General features: G+C 58.6%; 20 protein-coding genes. 9 read left to right on the forward strand and 11 right to left on the reverse strand.

Annotated elements, in window-relative coordinates:
* On the reverse strand, positions 1-757 hold a 757-nt coding region (locus A3730_RS16245; protein ID WP_197477498.1), incomplete at its 3' end, for a molybdopterin molybdotransferase MoeA.
* 32 nt (positions 758-789) lie between these two features.
* Positions 790-1,302, reverse strand: a complete 513-nt coding sequence (moaB, locus tag A3730_RS16250; protein ID WP_063518564.1) for a molybdenum cofactor biosynthesis protein B — start codon at positions 1,300-1,302, stop codon at positions 790-792.
* Positions 1,303-1,620: 318 nt separating this feature from the next.
* On the opposite strand from moaB, the gene A3730_RS16255 reads away from it, so the two are divergent.
* On the forward strand, positions 1,621-2,985 hold the full coding sequence (locus A3730_RS16255) for a cytochrome P450 (RefSeq protein WP_082872422.1): 1,365 nt from the start codon (positions 1,621-1,623) through the stop codon (positions 2,983-2,985).
* A 110-nt stretch (positions 2,986-3,095) separates the two neighbouring features.
* On the opposite strand, the gene A3730_RS16260 is transcribed toward A3730_RS16255, so the two are convergent.
* Positions 3,096-3,926, reverse strand: coding sequence for a mechanosensitive ion channel family protein (locus A3730_RS16260; protein ID WP_063518565.1), 831 nt, complete (start codon positions 3,924-3,926; stop codon positions 3,096-3,098).
* Positions 3,927-4,102: 176 nt separating this feature from the next.
* Here A3730_RS16260 and A3730_RS16265 point away from each other — a divergent pair, with 176 nt between their 5' ends.
* Both A3730_RS16265 and A3730_RS16270 read left to right on the forward strand, forming a co-directional pair.
* Positions 4,103-4,744 (forward strand): MBL fold metallo-hydrolase, encoded by a 642-nt coding sequence (locus tag A3730_RS16265; RefSeq protein WP_063518566.1) that lies wholly within the window; start codon positions 4,103-4,105, stop codon positions 4,742-4,744.
* 3 nt (positions 4,745-4,747) lie between these two features.
* Positions 4,748-5,281 carry a mechanosensitive ion channel domain-containing protein gene (locus A3730_RS16270; RefSeq protein ID WP_063518567.1) on the forward strand — a complete coding sequence of 178 codons (534 nt, stop codon included), beginning with the start codon at positions 4,748-4,750 and terminating at the stop codon, positions 5,279-5,281.
* Positions 5,282-5,634: 353 nt separating this feature from the next.
* On the opposite strand, the gene A3730_RS16275 is transcribed toward A3730_RS16270, so the two are convergent.
* Positions 5,635-6,318 (reverse strand): hypothetical protein, encoded by a 684-nt coding sequence (locus A3730_RS16275; RefSeq protein WP_156496640.1) that lies wholly within the window; start codon positions 6,316-6,318, stop codon positions 5,635-5,637.
* A 159-nt stretch (positions 6,319-6,477) separates the two neighbouring features.
* Between A3730_RS16275 and A3730_RS16280 the strand changes: the two genes are divergently transcribed.
* From A3730_RS16280 to A3730_RS16290, 3 genes are all read left to right on the forward strand, one after another.
* Complete coding sequence (locus A3730_RS16280) at positions 6,478-6,810, forward strand: BPTI/Kunitz-type proteinase inhibitor domain-containing protein (RefSeq protein ID WP_063520808.1); 333 nt, start codon at positions 6,478-6,480, stop codon at positions 6,808-6,810.
* On the forward strand, positions 6,807-7,145 hold the full coding sequence (locus tag A3730_RS16285) for a hypothetical protein (RefSeq protein WP_063520807.1): 339 nt from the start codon (positions 6,807-6,809) through the stop codon (positions 7,143-7,145). The genes A3730_RS16280 and A3730_RS16285 overlap by 4 nt, the downstream gene beginning before the upstream one ends.
* Before the next feature lie 91 nt (positions 7,146-7,236).
* Complete coding sequence (locus A3730_RS16290) at positions 7,237-7,935, forward strand: DUF2057 domain-containing protein (RefSeq protein WP_063520806.1); 699 nt, start codon at positions 7,237-7,239, stop codon at positions 7,933-7,935.
* A gap of 237 nt (positions 7,936-8,172) precedes the next feature.
* On the opposite strand, the gene A3730_RS16295 is transcribed toward A3730_RS16290, so the two are convergent.
* Positions 8,173-8,592: a secondary thiamine-phosphate synthase enzyme YjbQ gene (locus A3730_RS16295; protein ID WP_063519121.1), complete on the reverse strand. Its 420-nt coding sequence runs from the start codon at positions 8,590-8,592 to the stop codon at positions 8,173-8,175.
* An 89-nt stretch (positions 8,593-8,681) separates the two neighbouring features.
* On the opposite strand from A3730_RS16295, the gene A3730_RS16300 reads away from it, so the two are divergent.
* Positions 8,682-9,488 (forward strand): SDR family NAD(P)-dependent oxidoreductase, encoded by an 807-nt coding sequence (locus A3730_RS16300; protein WP_063520805.1) that lies wholly within the window; start codon positions 8,682-8,684, stop codon positions 9,486-9,488.
* A 149-nt stretch (positions 9,489-9,637) separates the two neighbouring features.
* Here A3730_RS16300 and A3730_RS16305 read toward each other — a convergent pair whose 3' ends face one another.
* Entirely contained in the window at positions 9,638-10,591 is a 954-nt protein-coding gene (locus A3730_RS16305) for a D-2-hydroxyacid dehydrogenase (protein WP_063538455.1), read from the reverse strand.
* Positions 10,592-10,626: 35 nt separating this feature from the next.
* On the opposite strand from A3730_RS16305, the gene A3730_RS16310 reads away from it, so the two are divergent.
* Entirely contained in the window at positions 10,627-11,295 is a 669-nt protein-coding gene (locus A3730_RS16310) for a DUF523 domain-containing protein (RefSeq protein ID WP_063518739.1), read from the forward strand.
* Positions 11,296-11,488: 193 nt separating this feature from the next.
* Here the strand turns inward: A3730_RS16310 and A3730_RS16315 are convergent, their stop codons facing one another.
* The 3 genes from A3730_RS16315 to A3730_RS16325 are packed head-to-tail and all read right to left on the reverse strand — an operon-like array spanning position 11,489 to position 14,856.
* Positions 11,489-13,018, reverse strand: coding sequence for an NAD(P)/FAD-dependent oxidoreductase (locus tag A3730_RS16315; protein WP_063518740.1), 1,530 nt, complete (start codon positions 13,016-13,018; stop codon positions 11,489-11,491).
* 2 nt (positions 13,019-13,020) lie between these two features.
* On the reverse strand, positions 13,021-13,869 hold the full coding sequence (locus A3730_RS16320; protein ID WP_063518741.1) for an SDR family NAD(P)-dependent oxidoreductase: 849 nt from the start codon (positions 13,867-13,869) through the stop codon (positions 13,021-13,023).
* Between the two features lie 57 nt (positions 13,870-13,926).
* The gene (locus A3730_RS16325; RefSeq protein WP_063518742.1) at positions 13,927-14,856 is read right to left on the reverse strand and encodes a metal-dependent hydrolase; all 930 of its coding nucleotides are present in this window, start codon (positions 14,854-14,856) and stop codon (positions 13,927-13,929) included.
* Here A3730_RS16325 and A3730_RS16330 point away from each other — a divergent pair.
* On the forward strand, positions 14,840-15,196 hold the full coding sequence (locus A3730_RS16330; protein ID WP_063518743.1) for a hypothetical protein: 357 nt from the start codon (positions 14,840-14,842) through the stop codon (positions 15,194-15,196). The two genes, A3730_RS16325 and A3730_RS16330, sit on opposite strands and share 17 nt — an antisense overlap.
* Here the strand turns inward: A3730_RS16330 and A3730_RS16335 are convergent, their stop codons facing one another.
* Together A3730_RS16335 and A3730_RS16340 are read right to left on the reverse strand one after the other, a co-directional pair.
* On the reverse strand, positions 15,197-15,652 hold the full coding sequence (locus A3730_RS16335) for a DUF4112 domain-containing protein (RefSeq protein WP_063538456.1): 456 nt from the start codon (positions 15,650-15,652) through the stop codon (positions 15,197-15,199).
* Positions 15,652-15,865 (reverse strand): Rieske 2Fe-2S domain-containing protein (locus A3730_RS16340; RefSeq protein ID WP_156501225.1); only part of this gene is annotated, 214 nt, incomplete at its 5' end. The genes A3730_RS16335 and A3730_RS16340, both read right to left, overlap by 1 nt.

Here is a 15,865-nt window from a genome sequence, read left to right on the forward strand (position 1 = left end):
TCACATCCGGGCGCTGCGCGGAATCGGTGAGCAGCCGGGTCAGGGTATTGCGAATAATGCCAGGATCATCGGGCAGGTGCTCGCGCTGCACATTCACAAACCCGCTTTGCTGTAACAGCTGCATCAGCTGCGGGCCATTGCTGTCGAAAATTTTTCCCGGCAGCGGTGTTTCTTCCGGCGACTGAATTTCATCACCGCTGGTAAGAACCAGTATCCGCGGCGCATTCACTTTCACCGCCGCGACGCCCACCGAAGCAATCAGGCCCACCGCCTGGGGCGTGAGCCGTTCGCCACGCTGCATCACGACCTCATTGCAGTGGGCATCCTGCCCCGCCGGACGAATATTCTGCCCGGCCGTGACGCTGGCCTTGCCCGGCAGCCGCACCCGGGTTTCGGCGATTTCGCAGTCTTCCTGCATCAATACGGTATCCGCCCCGGCGGGTACCGGGGCACCGGTAAATATCCGCGCCACCTGCCCCGGCGCCAGGGTCACCGGCGCATCCCCCGCCGCCACGCGCAGCGGCATGGGCCGGGTCAGCCCCGGCTCGTCCAGGTCCGCATGGCGCAGCGCCACACCATCCACGGCGGCGTTATCAAACGCCGGCACATCCACCCGGGAGGTCACCGCCTCAGCCAGATACTGCCCCTGACAATCCGCCAGCGGGATCTCCCGGACCGCCCGGAAGGGGCGCGCCGCATCCAGCAGGCGCGCCAACGCCTCTGCCACCGGCATCAATGTCTGTTTGGATTCCTGCACGTTTCCTCCATGGTGCCGTCATGGCGGCAGTTTTATCGGCGCACCTGGGCCACAAAATTACAGGGACGGTGGCGGGCATCCAGCTGCTCAGCAATGATCCGGTCCCAACCGGTGGCGCAGGCATTGTTGGAACCAGGCAAACAGAAAATCACCGTGCGATTGGCCAGCCCGGCCAGGCAGCGGGACTGGATGGTAGAAGAACCGATGTCCTCCACGCTCACCTGACGAAACAGCTCGCCGAAGCCTTCGATGTGCTTGTCGAACAGCACCGACAGGGCTTCCGGGGTGGAATCCCGACCGGAGAATCCGGTCCCTCCAGTGGTGAGAATAATCTGGATGTTCTCGTCGGCAATCCAGTCCGATACCACCTTGCGCAGCTGGTACACATCGTCCTTGACGATCTGGCGAGCAGCCAGGGTATGGCCCGCGCCTTCCAGGCGCTGCACCAACAGGTCGCCAGAGGTATCGGTTTGCGGGGTGCGGGTATCACTCACCGTCAGCACTGCCAGCGCCAGGGGCTCGAACTCAGCCGCAGGTTTGGACATACACATTTCTCCTTAACAATGCCGCAATGCTAGCACGTGCCATGCCAGGGCGGCTGGACAGCACAGCACGATTTGACCGTTGCCGACAGCCTCTGTTCTGCATTACATCCGGGGGGTAGATTCAATGGACCCGTTTCCATGGTCTCTGCGTGGATGCATGGCGCATGAATTTGCTGCCACAGGACATTTTCTGCAAGAGAGATGTAGTGGGTCTACTTCCGATTAAAGAAGGTGTTCTGTGGCAGTGAAGGCTTGTGTCAGGCGCCGCGCAGAGACCATGGAAACGGATCAATACAAGGTGTTTATCGGAGAACAGTCATGAACCGTATGGAAGCTGCCCAACAAGAGGCCGCAAACCTTCCTCGCATGCCCCAGCGAAAGCTGGAAGACATACCGGGTGATTATGGCTGGCCTCTGCTTGGCTCTACGGTCCCTTTTCTCAAGGACTATCACAAGATGGTGACGGAACTTGCCGACAAGTACGGCCTTGTCTTCAAAGGCTCGGTGTTGTTCCAGCGCGGGGTCACCCTGCTCGGGCCGGATGCCAACGAATTTGTACTCAAGGATCCGGAGCATGCGTTCTCCAGCCGCGCCGCCTGGAACCCGATTCTGGAAAAACTGTTTACCGACGGCCTGATGCTGCGCGACTTTGCCGACCATAAATTTCACCGCCGCATCATGCAGCAGGCGTTCAAGAAGCCGGCACTGGCCAGCTATCTGGAACGTATGAACAGCCATATAGGCAGCGAGATAGAAGGCTGGCAAACCGGAGAAACCCTGAAGTTTCTGGATCACATCAAGGCGCTGTTACTGGACGTGGGCGCACAAATCTTTTTTGGCCTGGAGATGGGCCCGGAATCCGACAAGGTGAACCAGTCCTTTATCGACGCCACCGACGCCTCACTGGCGGTGGTGCGCCTGCCAATCCCCGGGCTGCTGTGGCACCGCGGCATGAAAGGCCGCCGCTACCTGGAAAACTTCGTTACCGGACTGATCCCCCAGAAACGCGCCAGCGATACCCCGGATTTCTTCAGCGAACTGTGCAAGGCGGCCGACGAGGAAGGCGGCCTTTCCGATCAGGACGTGATGAACCACATGATCTTCCTGTTGTTCGCCGCCCACGACACCACCACCAGCACCCTGTGCTCCATTATCTACATGCTGGCCAAACACCCTCACTGGCAGGATGTACTGGTCAAGGAAATGGAAGGGCTGGGCAAGGACACCCTGGACTATGACGACCTGGGGAAAATGGAAAAAACCGGCTGGGTATTCCGCGAAACCCTGCGCATGCGCCCGGCACTGACCACCTTCCCCCGTCGCACCGTCAAGGATGTGGAATACCAGGGCTACTCCCTGCCCAAAAACACCATGGTCAACGTGTCCACGCTCTACACCCATTACATGGAAGAATACTGGAGCAACCCGACCACCTTCGATCCAGAACGCTTCAGCGACGAACGCGCCGAACACAAGAAGCACTTTTACCAGTGGGTTCCCTTCGGCGGCGGCCACCACAAATGCCTGGGCCTGAACTTTGCCGAACTGCAGACCAAGACATTCCTGTTCCAGTTCCTGAGACGTTACCGCGTCAGCGTCAAACCCGGCTACGAACTGCCTACCCAGCAGGTCCCGCTGATCATGCCGAAGGATGGATTGCCGGTGGTACTGGAGAAGCGATAAAACAGTTTCGAGTGACGAGAAGCGAGTTTCGAAAATCCGAACCTATTTTGCTCTTCGCTTCTCGCTTCTCGCTTCTCGCTTCTCGCTTCTCGCTTCTCGTAACTTAAGATTTAAGATTGCTGAAACAAATGCACATCCCGCTGCGGGAACGGAATGGTGATGCCCGCCTTGTCAAAGGCGTATTTCACCTGCTCGAACAAACCGAAATACACCGGCCAGTAATCCTCCGAATTCACCCACACCCGCGTCAGCATATTGATGCTGCTATCGGCGTGGGCAGAGACAAAAATATTCGGGTCGAACTTGTCACCGCTGAGGATACGGTCGTCATTATCAATGACCGTCTGAATCGCGGCCCGGGCCTGCTCGATGCTGTCGCCGTAACTGATACCAAATTCGATATCCACCCGCCGCTGCGGCTCCACAAAAATATTCTTGATGCAGCCGTTGGACATGAGACCGTTGGGAATCACGATGCGTTGGTTGTCATAGGTAATCAGGATGGTGTTGAAGATCTGGATATCCCAAACTCGCCCGGTATATCCCTGCGCCTCGACAATGTCCCCCAGGCGGTACGGCTTGAAGAACAGAATCAGCACCCCGCCGGCAAAGTTGCCCAGGCTGCCCTGCAGCGCCAGACCCACCGCCAGGCCAATGGCACCGAGCATGGCAATAAACGAGGTGGTCTCCACCCCGACCATACCCGCCACAGCCACCAGCAACAGAATTTTCAACAGCACGTCGATAAAGCTGGTCATGAACTTTTGCAGGGTGTCGTCCACCGCCTTGTGGCCCAGCACCCGGTTCATGCCCTTGATCACCCGCTTGATGATCCAGAAGCCGACCACCAGCGTAACCATCGCCAGCACCACCTTCGGCAGATAGGCCATACTCAGCTCGATTGCCTTGTCCAGATACGGCTGGATTTGCTCCATATCCATGATTCCCTTCCTTAGTGAGTTATGTAGACCGTTAAAATACCACCAAGACGTCAGCCGCAAACCGTCACTACATCAGAATTTGCCAATATTTACCCTTGCCCCATTGCCGCAGGGGAATGAATCCCCCGGCGGATTAACGCTATACTGCGGGCACATTTTCCACCGCACAGACAGCCATGAAATACGCCATCCTGCCGGTCACCCAGTTTCAGCAGAACTGCTCTTTCCTGAAGTGCGAAGCCACCGACAAGGTCGCCATCGTCGACCCGGGCGGTGACTTGAACCAGATACTGGCCACCCTGAAGCAGGTGGGCGGCACCCCGGAGAAGATCCTGGTGACCCACGCCCATCTGGACCATGTGGGCGCCGTGGCCGAGCTGGCCGAAACTTTGGGGCTGCCCATTGAAGGCCCGCACCGGGATGACCAGTTCTGGATCGACATGCTGCCCCAGCAAGCGCAGATGATGGGCTTTGCCCCTTCGCCACCGTTCACCCCGAACCGCTGGCTGGAAGGCGGCGACACCGTCACGGTGGGCAGCACCCAGCTGGAAGTACGCCACTGCCCCGGCCATACCCCCGGCCACGTCGTGTTCTATCAGCGTGAAAGCAAACTGGCCGTGGTCGGTGATGTGCTGTTCAACGGTTCTATTGGTCGTACCGATTTCCCCAAGGGGGATTTCGACACCCTGATCACCGCCATCAAGGAACAGCTGCTGACTCTGGATGACGACGTCGCCTTTATTCCCGGGCACGGGCCCATGTCCACCATCGGCCACGAACGCACCCACAACCCCTTTGTTTCAGGCAAGCACGGATAGAACATGGATTCAGTAGTAATGAAATGGGGACTCACCGTCGTCATCGCGATTCTGGGTTGGGCCCTGTCCATCCTGCTGCGCGGCATCACCAAGCGGCTGGGTCGCCGCCGCAATTACTCCCGCGCCCGTATCTTCCAGACAGCGGTGGTCATCAACAGCGCCTGCCTGATTATCGGCCTGATCGCCATTGGCGTGTTGTGGGGATTGAAAGGCGACGGCCTGATGGTGTTTGCCACCTCGCTGATGGCACTGCTCGGCGTGGCCCTGTTTGCCAGCTGGTCCATGCTCAGCAACGCCACCGCAGCCATCATCCTGTTCTTCAGCGCACCCTACAGAGTGGGCGACCGCATTCGCCTGCTGGACGGCGACAATACCGTCACAGGGCAGATTCGTCACATGGGGCTGATCTTCATCACCATTCAGGATGAGCTGGGCCACCGTTACACCCTGCCCAACAACCTGCTGCTGCAAAAAGCCGTGATCCGCCTGCGCGGCGACACCCTGCCCCGGGATCAGAAACACATGCGGGCGGATTAACGGTCACAACGCCCGGCTCGTGCCCCCCTTTGGCCCACCCGGCACAAAACATTCTCGCTGCGTTCCATTCGCCCCCTGTAGGAGTTCCCTTCCAGGGGACGAACCGAGCGCAGCGAGGCGGCAAGCGCCCAGGTTCCACCCTCGGCAGACAGGCTTGAAGTTGGTAAGAAGATGGATCGTACTGCGAACGCTGTGCGGTTCGCACCCTGGAAGGCGTTTATTCGCTGCGCTCGGCTCTCAACAGGCTGTTGATCATTGTAGGAGGCTGCTTGCAGGCGAACCGGGTTGGCCAGATCAAAGCCGGCATTCGCTTGCAAGCAAGCTCCTACAGCAACTCCGTAGAAAACGCGTCACTACATCCGGTAGCCAAAGCTCAGCATGTACTGGGTACCATCGTAGGGAAAATCCGCGATGGCATCGTTAAAGTCCATCTCTACCGTTTGTTCGCGCACCACAAATCCAAACTCGGATGTGCTACCCACGGAAAAGATCAGCCCCAGCGAGGCGTAAGCCCCATAGCCAAAACTGAAATCCCGGTCATCCCCGTTAACCACCACCGCCGTACTCAGCGGCTGGGGGTAAGGCCGATCCTGCTCCTGTTTCAGGGAGCCCATCAGCAACATGGGGCCACCGGACAAAAACAGCCGCGCTCGGTCACTGAAATTGATATCCCCGTAACCACCCAACATGGTGCCAAACAGAAACATCTCGTTGTCCACCTTGATATTCACGGTGGCGCCACCATTCACCACCCCCGAATAATTCACCGAATCGTTCTGCCAGCTAATCACCGCACCGCCCTCATAGCCGTAACGGAAACGGTCGCCACCACCCAGAATCTTCTGCACCCCGCCGGTGAAGAACGGCAGATCATCGTAGTCCCCATCCAGCGTGGCGCCATTGGCGGTCACCGTGGTGTCCTCATCATTCAGTTGCAGCTTGCCAGCCTGCAGGAACATGTATTGAGCATCCTGTGCCCAGGCCGGCACCGCCAGCAGCCCGCCCACCAGGCTGATAATCCGCAATCCTTGTCTCACCGCTCTTCCCCTGCGCAACACGTTGACAGCACCAGCATAGTGCAGATTTTCCACCGAGAACATGAACCGGTTACCGCCGCTTTCAGAGTCCGGTAAAGTAGCAGCAACGGAGAATACCCGGCCCCACGGAGGGAACCGGAAACCCATAAAGGAACTGCCATGCGACTCCTGCTGCTTCCCCTCATTACCGCCCTGATTGCCGCAGCCGCCCTGCTCAGTGGCTGCCAGAACAATCAGGAACCCGGCACCGCCGCACTCCCGGATGCCTGCTCCCAGCCACCGGAATCCGGCATGTGCAAAGCCGCATTCCAGCGCTATTACTACGATGCCGACAGCGGCAGCTGCCAGGCCTTTATCTGGGGCGGCTGCAAGGGTAGCGTGCCGTTTGAAACCCTGGAGGGCTGCACCCAGGCCTGTAATGCCACCGGCAGTCCGGCTCCCGCCAAGGGTGCCCCCGCCAGCACATCCGCCACCAAAGAGGCCCAACAATGAGTAACACCAGCACCGCCAGCCTGGCACGTATCGTCTACGTCCTGCACCTGGTCGGCCTGATCACCGGCGGGCTCACGGCCATCGTCGGCGTTATCATTGCCCACCTTCATGCCGGCGACGCCGCGCCACCACTGCGCGAGCATTTTCGTTTTCAGTACCGCACCTTCTGGATCGGCTTGCTGTACTGGTTCATCGCCGGCATCACCACCCTGGCCCTGATTGGCTGGCTGCTGATGGTGGTAATCACCATCTGGTGGATCGTACGCTGCGCCCGGGGCCTGACCTCCCTGAACCGCAACCAGCCCCCTGGCAAGATCGACACCTGGGGATTCTGATGCCACACCGGCCCAACTTGTCACATAAATGACACAGATGCCGGCCAGACTGGCCGGCTCGCGCCCCTCAACCCGCTCCCAAGGAGAAGTCATGTTGTCCCTGCGCCTGCTTACCCTCACCCTCTGCACCCTGTTTCTGGCAGCCTGTGCCCGCAGCCCGGTAGTCCAGCTGTACGACGGCCCGGCCAAAGCCGACAGCCAGGTGCTCACCGTGAAGGTACCCAGCGAAATTGAAGTGTTCACCATCAACGGCAAGGAAGTGGAAGGTGTGAACACCTTCTTCGCCAGCGATTTCAAGGAACTGAAACTGGCCCCCGGTCGCTATGAAATCCTCGCTTACTACAAGGAGCTGTGGCAGCTGGATGCAGACAACCACGAAATCGTGAAAACCAACCCGGCCAACTTTGTCATCGACGGCAAGGGCGGCGACCAATGGCAACTGGGCTTCAACACCCCACAAGACGTGGAACAGGCCCGCGCCATGGAAGACAGCTTCTACGGCTGGGCGGAAAACACCAAGACCGGCGAACGAGTAGACGCCAAAGAATCCGGGCTGATCCTCAATCGCGGCTTCCTGGCCCCGATCACCGGTGAAGAAGTCACCACCGCCAGCACCAACAGCGTGGCCCCCCAGGCCGCAGCGGGTGCCGCCGCCGGCGCCACCGCTGCCAGCGCAAATAAGAGCACCACCGTGGCCCCGGAAGCCAGCTACCTGGACACCCTGAAAGCCCAGTGGAAACAGGCCACCGCAGAAGAACGCCGCGAATTCCTGCAATGGATTGCGGAATAACCGGCCAGCCGATAGCGGAAATGGCGTAACGCCATTTCCGTCATCCGATACGAAGCCGCTGCAGGAACGGAGCGCAGCGAGGCGGCAAAATTTTTAGAGAATGTCAGGTCCACCTATAGAAACCTGTCAGGTTCGGCAAGTCCTGATCGCCCTTTGGGCAATTCCTTGCTTCGCAAGGTTCGCGCCCTGGAAGGGCACTCCTACAGCAACCTTGTAGATAACGTTGTCGCCCGCCGCTCACTCCCCTTGAATGGTCGCCACGACCCGCCGTGCACCACCGTGGTCGCGGTGCTCGCACAGATAAATGCCCTGCCAGGTCCCCAGCGCCAGCCGCCCGGCCCGGATCGGGATTGTCAGCGACGGGCCGATAAGTACGCTCTTGATATGCGCGGGCATATCATCCGGCCCTTCCAGGGTATGCTCATAGTACGGCGCGTTCTCCGGCACCATCACATTCAGGTGTCGCTCCAGATCCCCGCGCACATCCGGGTCAGCATTTTCATTGATGGTCAGCGAGGCGGAGGTATGCTGAATAAACAGATGCAGCAAGCCCACCTCTATCTCCGCCAGCACCGGCAAGGCAGTTACCACCTCCCGCGTTACCAGATGGCAACCGCGCCGTTGCGCCGGCAACGTGACAATGTCCTGAAACCACATCTTCGTCCCCTTTAGACCTTGGCCCCTAATGCCGAACACGGCAGACTCGACGGTCTGTATTTTTACCGCACAGCATTCAAGGGGTATGCATGAAACTCAAAGGCCAGACCATTGTACTCACCGGCGCCTCCAGTGGCATCGGCGCGGAAGCGGCCAGGATCATGGCAAGAAAAGGCGCCACGCTGTGCCTGGTGGCACGCCGGGAAGAGCAGCTTCGCGAGGTTCAGCAAACCATTCAGGAACAGGGCGGCACCGCCTTTATCTACCCCTGCGACCTCAGCGACAACACGGCCATTGAAGCCTGCGCGGCACGTATTCTTGAGGATCACCCCCGTATTGATGCGCTGGTGAATAACGCCGCTCATTCCATTCGCCGCCCCATCGAGCAATCTTTCGACCGCCTGCACGATTACCAGCGCACCATACAGCTGAACTATATCGGCGCCGTGGCCATGACCCTGCAATTCCTGCCCCGCTTTGCGCAGCAGGGCCACGGCCATGTGGTGAATATTTCCAGCCTGTCCACGCAGATTCCCATTCCGCTGTTTTCCGCCTACCTGGCCAGCAAGAGCGCACTGGAATCCTTCACCCGCTCGCTGGAAGCGGAGATGGGCCATCAAGGTATCAGCACTACCGTGGTGTACTTCCCCATGGTGCGCACCCCCATGTCATCGCGCACGGCTATTTATAAATACATGCCAATGATGCACGTGGAAAAAGCGGCGGGCTGGATTGTAGAAGCTTGCGAAAAACGCCCGGCGCGTATCGCCCGCCCCATGGGCAAGCTTGGCAGCGTCCTGCTTGCCGCCGCACCGGGGCCAGTCACGCGCCTGCCGCAACCCCTGTTTCGCGGCATGGATAAAATGCTCGCCAACCGGTTAAAGAAAAAGCGTTAAAGGCAGGAGCGAGTTTAAAGTTTAAAGTTGAAACGCGAAGTAAAGGCGAAGAGGAACGGTTGACGCCTTACCTCCGCGCTGCACGCGGGCACGACAGTTTAAGATATGAAGGGCCGATCCCGCGCTTTTTAACTTTCCACTTTGAACTTTCAACTCACCACGTTAATGGGCGAGCCTGCCTGCCATTGCCGAATATTTTCTACCACGCCATCCAGCACCCGTTGCCGGGATTCGCGGGTGCCCCAGGCGTTGTGCGGGGTAATCAGCAGGTTGGGGATGCCGTCGACAAGCAACGGGTGGTCCGCCGGCGGCGGCTCGCTGCTGAGCACATCCAGGCCCGCGCCACCGAGCTGGCCACTGCGTAACGCGTCCGCCAGCGCCGGCTCATCAACCAAACCACCGCGGGCGGTATTGAGCAGCAAGGCACCGGGTTTCATCTGCGACAGAAACGCCGCATCCACCAGCTTGTCCGTCTGCGGTGTTAACGGGCAATGCAGGCTGATCACATCCGCCGCCGGCAACAGCGCCGCCATCGGCACCCGGCCAGACTGATTCCCCCCGGCCTGAAACGATTCAGCTACCTGCACCGTCATGCCGAAGGCCTCCGCCAGGCAGGCCGCCTCACGCCCCAGATCCCCATACCCAATCACCCCAAAGGTTTTCCCGGCCAATTCCGTCATTGGATGGTTAAGCAGGCAGAATTGGGGCGCCTGACTCCAGCGCCCCGAACGCACATCCTCATGGTAGGGAACCAGCCGGGCCGCCAGCGACAACAACAGCGCCATCGTATGCTGCGCCACCGACGCGCGGGCATAACCGGTCACATTGCACACGGTGATGCCCAGGGCGGCGGCGGCATCCAGATCCACATTATTGGTACCGGTGGCACAAATGCAGATAAGCTTGAGGGACGGGCAGGCATTCAACGTGGCAGCATCAAGCACCACCTTGTTGGTCACCACTACCTGGACACCGTCCAGCCGGGCCACACGCTGGTCCGGGCGGGTTTGCGGGTAGAGCGTCCACGACAACATATTGTCGAAGGCGGTGAAGTCCAGCTCGTCGGGAACCAGAGTATCGGTATCCAGAAAAACGCCTTGCATAACCTGTCACCTTTGGGGAAGAAGGGAGACCTGCCATGCTAACGGATTTGCTGGAAAAAATGGGCTTCGACCTGCCGCAGCAGGAATGGGAAAAACCCGTTGTCGGCGTTAGCGCCTGCCTCACCGGGCAGAAAGTGCGCTACGACGGCGACCACAAACACAACGCTATTCTGGTCCACCAGCTGGGACCCTTGCTGCGCTTTCGGGAAACCTGCCCGGAGGTGGCCATTGGCTTGCCGGTGCCGCGCCCGCCCATTCAGGTGGTGCAGCTCGACGACCAACTGCGGGTACGGGGCGTGGACCAGCCCCAGCAGGATGTCACCGACGCCCTGGAAAACGTGGCCGCCACCCTGCAACAACCGTTGAGTGGTTTTGTGCTGAAAGCCCGCTCGCCCAGTTGCGGCTACCTGAGCACCCCGGTGCATAACCCCCAGGGCCAACAGATCGGCATGGCCTCCGGCGCCTTTGCCCGCAAGCTCCACGAACTGTTCCCGCGCATTCCGCTGGCCAACGAGGAAGACCTGGAAAAACCCGCCTTCCTGCAGGCTTTCCTGCTGCACGTGTATTGCTACCACCAGTGGCACCACAACGACCACCAGGGACAATGGCTCAATCACATGCAGGCGCAAACCGAACAACTGGACGAACCGCTACTCAGCGGCATGCGCCAGTATCTGGAAAAGCTCGGGCAGGCCATGCATTGAAACCAAGATGTCGGGTTACGGCTACGCCCTAACACGACCTACGAATAAGAATGCGAGGTTTTTGTAGGTCGGATTTACCCAAGGGCACAGAGAGCCTGTAAGCCGTAATCCGACACCACAACCGCATCGTTTCCAGGCACAAAAAACGCACGGCCCGAAGACCGTGCGTTTTCTTTTTACCCGTACCATCTTGTCAGGATGCCTTGCGCAGCACCTCTTCATTGAGGTACGTCACTTCATAGTCATCCAGCTCAAAGGCACTCAGCTTTTTCTTCAGCTCAGCCAGTGACCAGGGCCAGGCGGCAAAGTTGCGGCCGTTCTGGTCCAGGTAGTAGCTCTTGCAGCCACCGCTGTTGAACACCGTGCTTTTCAGGTGCTTCTGCACCTTGTCGTTGTGCTGCTTGAGCACATCCGGGCGAATGGTGACTTTACCAATGCCGTTGTTTTTCACTTTCTTCAGGCCATCGATGATGTAGTCCAGCTGCGCCTCGGCCAGGCCGATAAAGGAGTCATACACCAGAACGTTCGGGCCCAGTACCAGGAAGGCATTCGGCGTATTTTCCATGGTCGCACCGAGATACGCCTCCGGTGACGTGTCTTTCCACAGGTCCGACAGGCGATCACCGTTGGCATTTACCACCTTGCTGCCGATCGGCGGGTGCGACACTTCAAAGCCGGTGCCCCAGATAATCACGTCCACTTCGTGGCGCTCGCCATTGGCAGCAACCACCGTATTGCCATCCACTTCCACCAGACCATGGGGAATCAGGTTGGCGTTATCCGCCTGCAACGCCGGATAGTAATCGTTGGCAAACAGAATACGTTTGCAGCCCAGGGTAAAGTCCGGCGTTACCGCCTTGCGCAGAGCCTTGTCACGCACCTGCACCCGCAGCAACTGTTTCGCCGCCGTGCTGATGGGCTTCAACACGCCGGGGTTACGCAGGCCAAAGTTGATGGCATTCAGGGACGTGGCCACCGCCTTGCGCCAGCCACGCTGAATCACCGGCAATGCTTCAATGGTGCGCTTGCTTCTGTCGCCCAGCGGCAGGTCCGGCTTGGGCAGCACCCACGGCGCGGTTCGCTGGAATACGAACAACTCTTTCACCTTGGGTTGAATCTGCGGCACGAACTGGATTGCCGAGGCACCCGTACCAATCACCGCCACCCGCTTTCCGGTCAGGTCGTAATCGTGGTTCCACTTGGCGGAATGGAACATCTCGCCGGTGAAACTTTCCAGCCCGGGCAGCGCGGGAATCTTGGATTCGGTAATCGGCCCGGTGGCGAAAATAACGGTCCGTGCCAGGTACTGACCGCTGGACGTATCCAGCACCCAGAGGTGACGGCTTTCGTCCCAGGTGGCGCCGTCCAGCGAGGTATTGAATTCAATCAGCCGGGTGATGCCGAACTTGGCGCTCACATCTTCCAGATAGCTGAGAATTTCCGGCTGCTTGGCAAACAGATGGCTCCATTTGCTGCTCAGCGCAAATGAATAGGAATACAACGAGGACGGCACATCACAACCACAGCCCGGGTAGGTATTTTCCCGCCAGGTGCCGCCCACGCGGTCTGCCCTCTCGATAATCTTGAAATCGTTATAGCCTTCCTTTTTCAGCTTGATCGCTGCGGCGATACCGGAAATGCCGGCACCGACGATAAAGGAATCATAAATTTTTTCTGCCGGCGCCTTGCGCGCCGTGGTCTTGGTCTTTTTTGCAGCGGCCATGGTTATGCCCCCTTGTTACTGACAAAGCGATAAGAGAAACCCAGGAACTTGGCGTAAAAGTTCGGCGACGCCCGCTTCATCATCCAGAACAACTTCGCATCCACCTGAGGCGTGGTGTACAGCTCGCCCTTGTCCAGACGGTTCAGGGTCAGCTTGGCCACATCGTCACTGGTGGTCATGGCGTAGTTCATCAACGCATGGTCCGCCAGCTTGGAGTAACGGCCGGGGATGCGGCCATTCTTGATAATGTTGGTCGGCACCAGCGTCGGGCACAGCACATTCACGCGAATGTTGTCCCTGGCCAATTCCGAGAACAGGGTTTCGGACAAGGCGCGCACACCGGCCTTGGTCACGTTATAGGCACTCATTTCCGGTGCCGCCGTGTACGATGCCGCAGACGCCACATTGATAATGGCGCCATGCCCCTGTTTCTTGAAACCGGGCACAAAGTAGTGGCAGCCATTGATCACGCCCCACAGGTTCACGTGCATGCACCACTTCCAGTCATCCAGGCTCAGCTCATCGAACTTGCCACCCAGGCCCACGCCGGCGTTGTTAATGACCATGGTCACCGGGTGCCCCAGCAAGGCTTCAGATTCCTCAGCCAGCTTTTTAACCTGTTCCGCCTCACCCACATCACAGTGAATGGCGAAAGCTCTGGCGCCCTGGGCTTCCAATAGCGCCACGGTTTCCTGTGCCGCTTCCAGATTCACATCCGCACAAACCACGGCCCCGCCACGCTTGGCCAGTTCCAGTGCAAAACTGCGGCCGATGCCGCTACCGGCACCGGTCACCACTGCGTAGGCGTTTTTGCTTGGCTTGGCAAAACGCTGCTTCAAAAAAGTCATCATCACGATTATCTCAACAGGTTATCGGCGGCACGCCCCGAACCGGGCGCGCCACGGAAATCAGGCGCGCAGTTTCGGCACGAATTCCTTGACCAGATACGGCGACAGCAGACCGGTTTTCGGGTTCAGCAGCTTCTCCTTGTAATACTCAAGGTAGGCCGTGGTGTCGTGGTCATTGGGGTGAAAGTCCCGGCGCAGGTAATCCAGAATGTGTTTAACCGTACTGCCGTAAACGCCCTCTTTCGGGCCGACCAGAAACACCAGGCTGGTTTTCACGTCTTTCCAGTAACGCAGGCTGAGCAGCTTGGTCGGCTTGCGGTATACCGGAATCATGGCGCCGCCCAACGGCACCAGGAACATGATGGTAAAAGCCGCCAGCGCAAAGCCGCTCACCCGCAGCGGGTAGTTACCGGACAGAGTCTCGTAGACATCATAGGCAATGTCCTTGTGCTCAGACTCTTCCAGCATGTGCCACATCCACAGGGCGCGCTGCTTTTCATCACCGGTTTCGTAGAAGACCTCTTCATTCTTCATCATGTATTCCGCCAGCACCGCCGTGAAATGCTCAATCCCCGCCATCAGGGACAGCTGCATGCGGTTAGGCAGTTTCTTGAAACCGTACTCGAACACGTTGTCCGCCAGGAAACGGTACAGCGCCACCGGGTAGCGATGCTCGGCGAGGGTATCGTTAAACTCGTCGTGCATTTTGGAATGAATGGCTTCCTGGCCAATCAACGCCGTCACCCGCTGCTTCAACACCGGGTCCTTGAGAAACTGGCGGTGATAACGGGCGGTATCGATCACCAGCTCTTCGCCAAAGGTCAGGAAGATAGACAGCGCCTGAAAGTACGCAGTGGCAAACTCCGTATCTTTAAAGAAGGTGGTGTCGAGATCCTTGGCATCAAATTTGAAATCCATATGCCGGATGGGTAGCTCGGGAGCTTTCCCGGCGGTTTTCGGCGCGTATTGATGAATGGTTGCAGTACTCATAAAGGTCACCTGTCCACGTAAGGCCAACGCCAGCCAATACAAAAAGGGAGCGGCAGCAGCAGGCAACGCATTGCTTACCCTGCCCACCGTTACATTAATGGATGACACAATAAAGCGAATGCTTGTTCGGATTCAATTCGGATTGATTCCCCGGCAAGGAAAGACCCGCATAAAGGCACAAGAAAGAAGAGGAGTTATCTATAATAAAGGGCTGCACGGTAAGCAAGCGCAAACAAACCCGGTTATTTCGGGCCACTTATTGTCGGACAGCCTGTCCCTTATCCCCCCTGCCCAGGCAGAGAAAAGACGGGAATGCCGGCGCGGGCGCGCCGGCCTGTGATTACAGAATCAGGGTTAAACCGCCGGTGATTATGGCAAATAGCACCGTTAACCAGATCAATGTCCACCAGGGGAACGGCGGCGGGGGCGGCTCCACTTCCAGCTGCTTTTCCAGGTAATTCTTCAGCAGCTTGGTGTTGCGGGTATTGGCCTTATAGATGGCATCAAAGGCATCGCCCACCACCGGCAGCAAGCCACCCACGAAGTCGATGCCCATGTTACGCAGCATGCGCAGCTTCACACCCTTGCTGGCCCCGGCCCGCTGGGCTTCCACCAGCACATAGCTGCCCAGCACCAGGCCCGCCGCATCACCAACGATCGGCACCAGGCCGATAATCGCTTCGGCGCCAATCTGAAACCTGGTAAAGGGAATACCAATACTGCTGTCAGTGAAGCGGCTGAACTTTTCCAGTCGCGCCAGCGCAGCTTCCTGCTGCGCCTTACTCGGGTTTGCCATTAGATCTCCACGTACAGCTGGCCGTCTTCTTCGGTTACCGGCCAGGTTTGCAGGGCTTTCTCACCCCGCACCACATTCAGCATCTGCACCCCCGGCGGGAAATTCGCCCACTCGGAGACTTCACCGGTGCGGATATCAAACTTCGCCCGGTGCAGCGGACACTGCACACATTGGTCCTTGAGGATCTTGCCCTTGCCCAGTGAGGCAAACATG

This window comes from Alcanivorax sp. HI0044, from assembly GCF_001634945.1.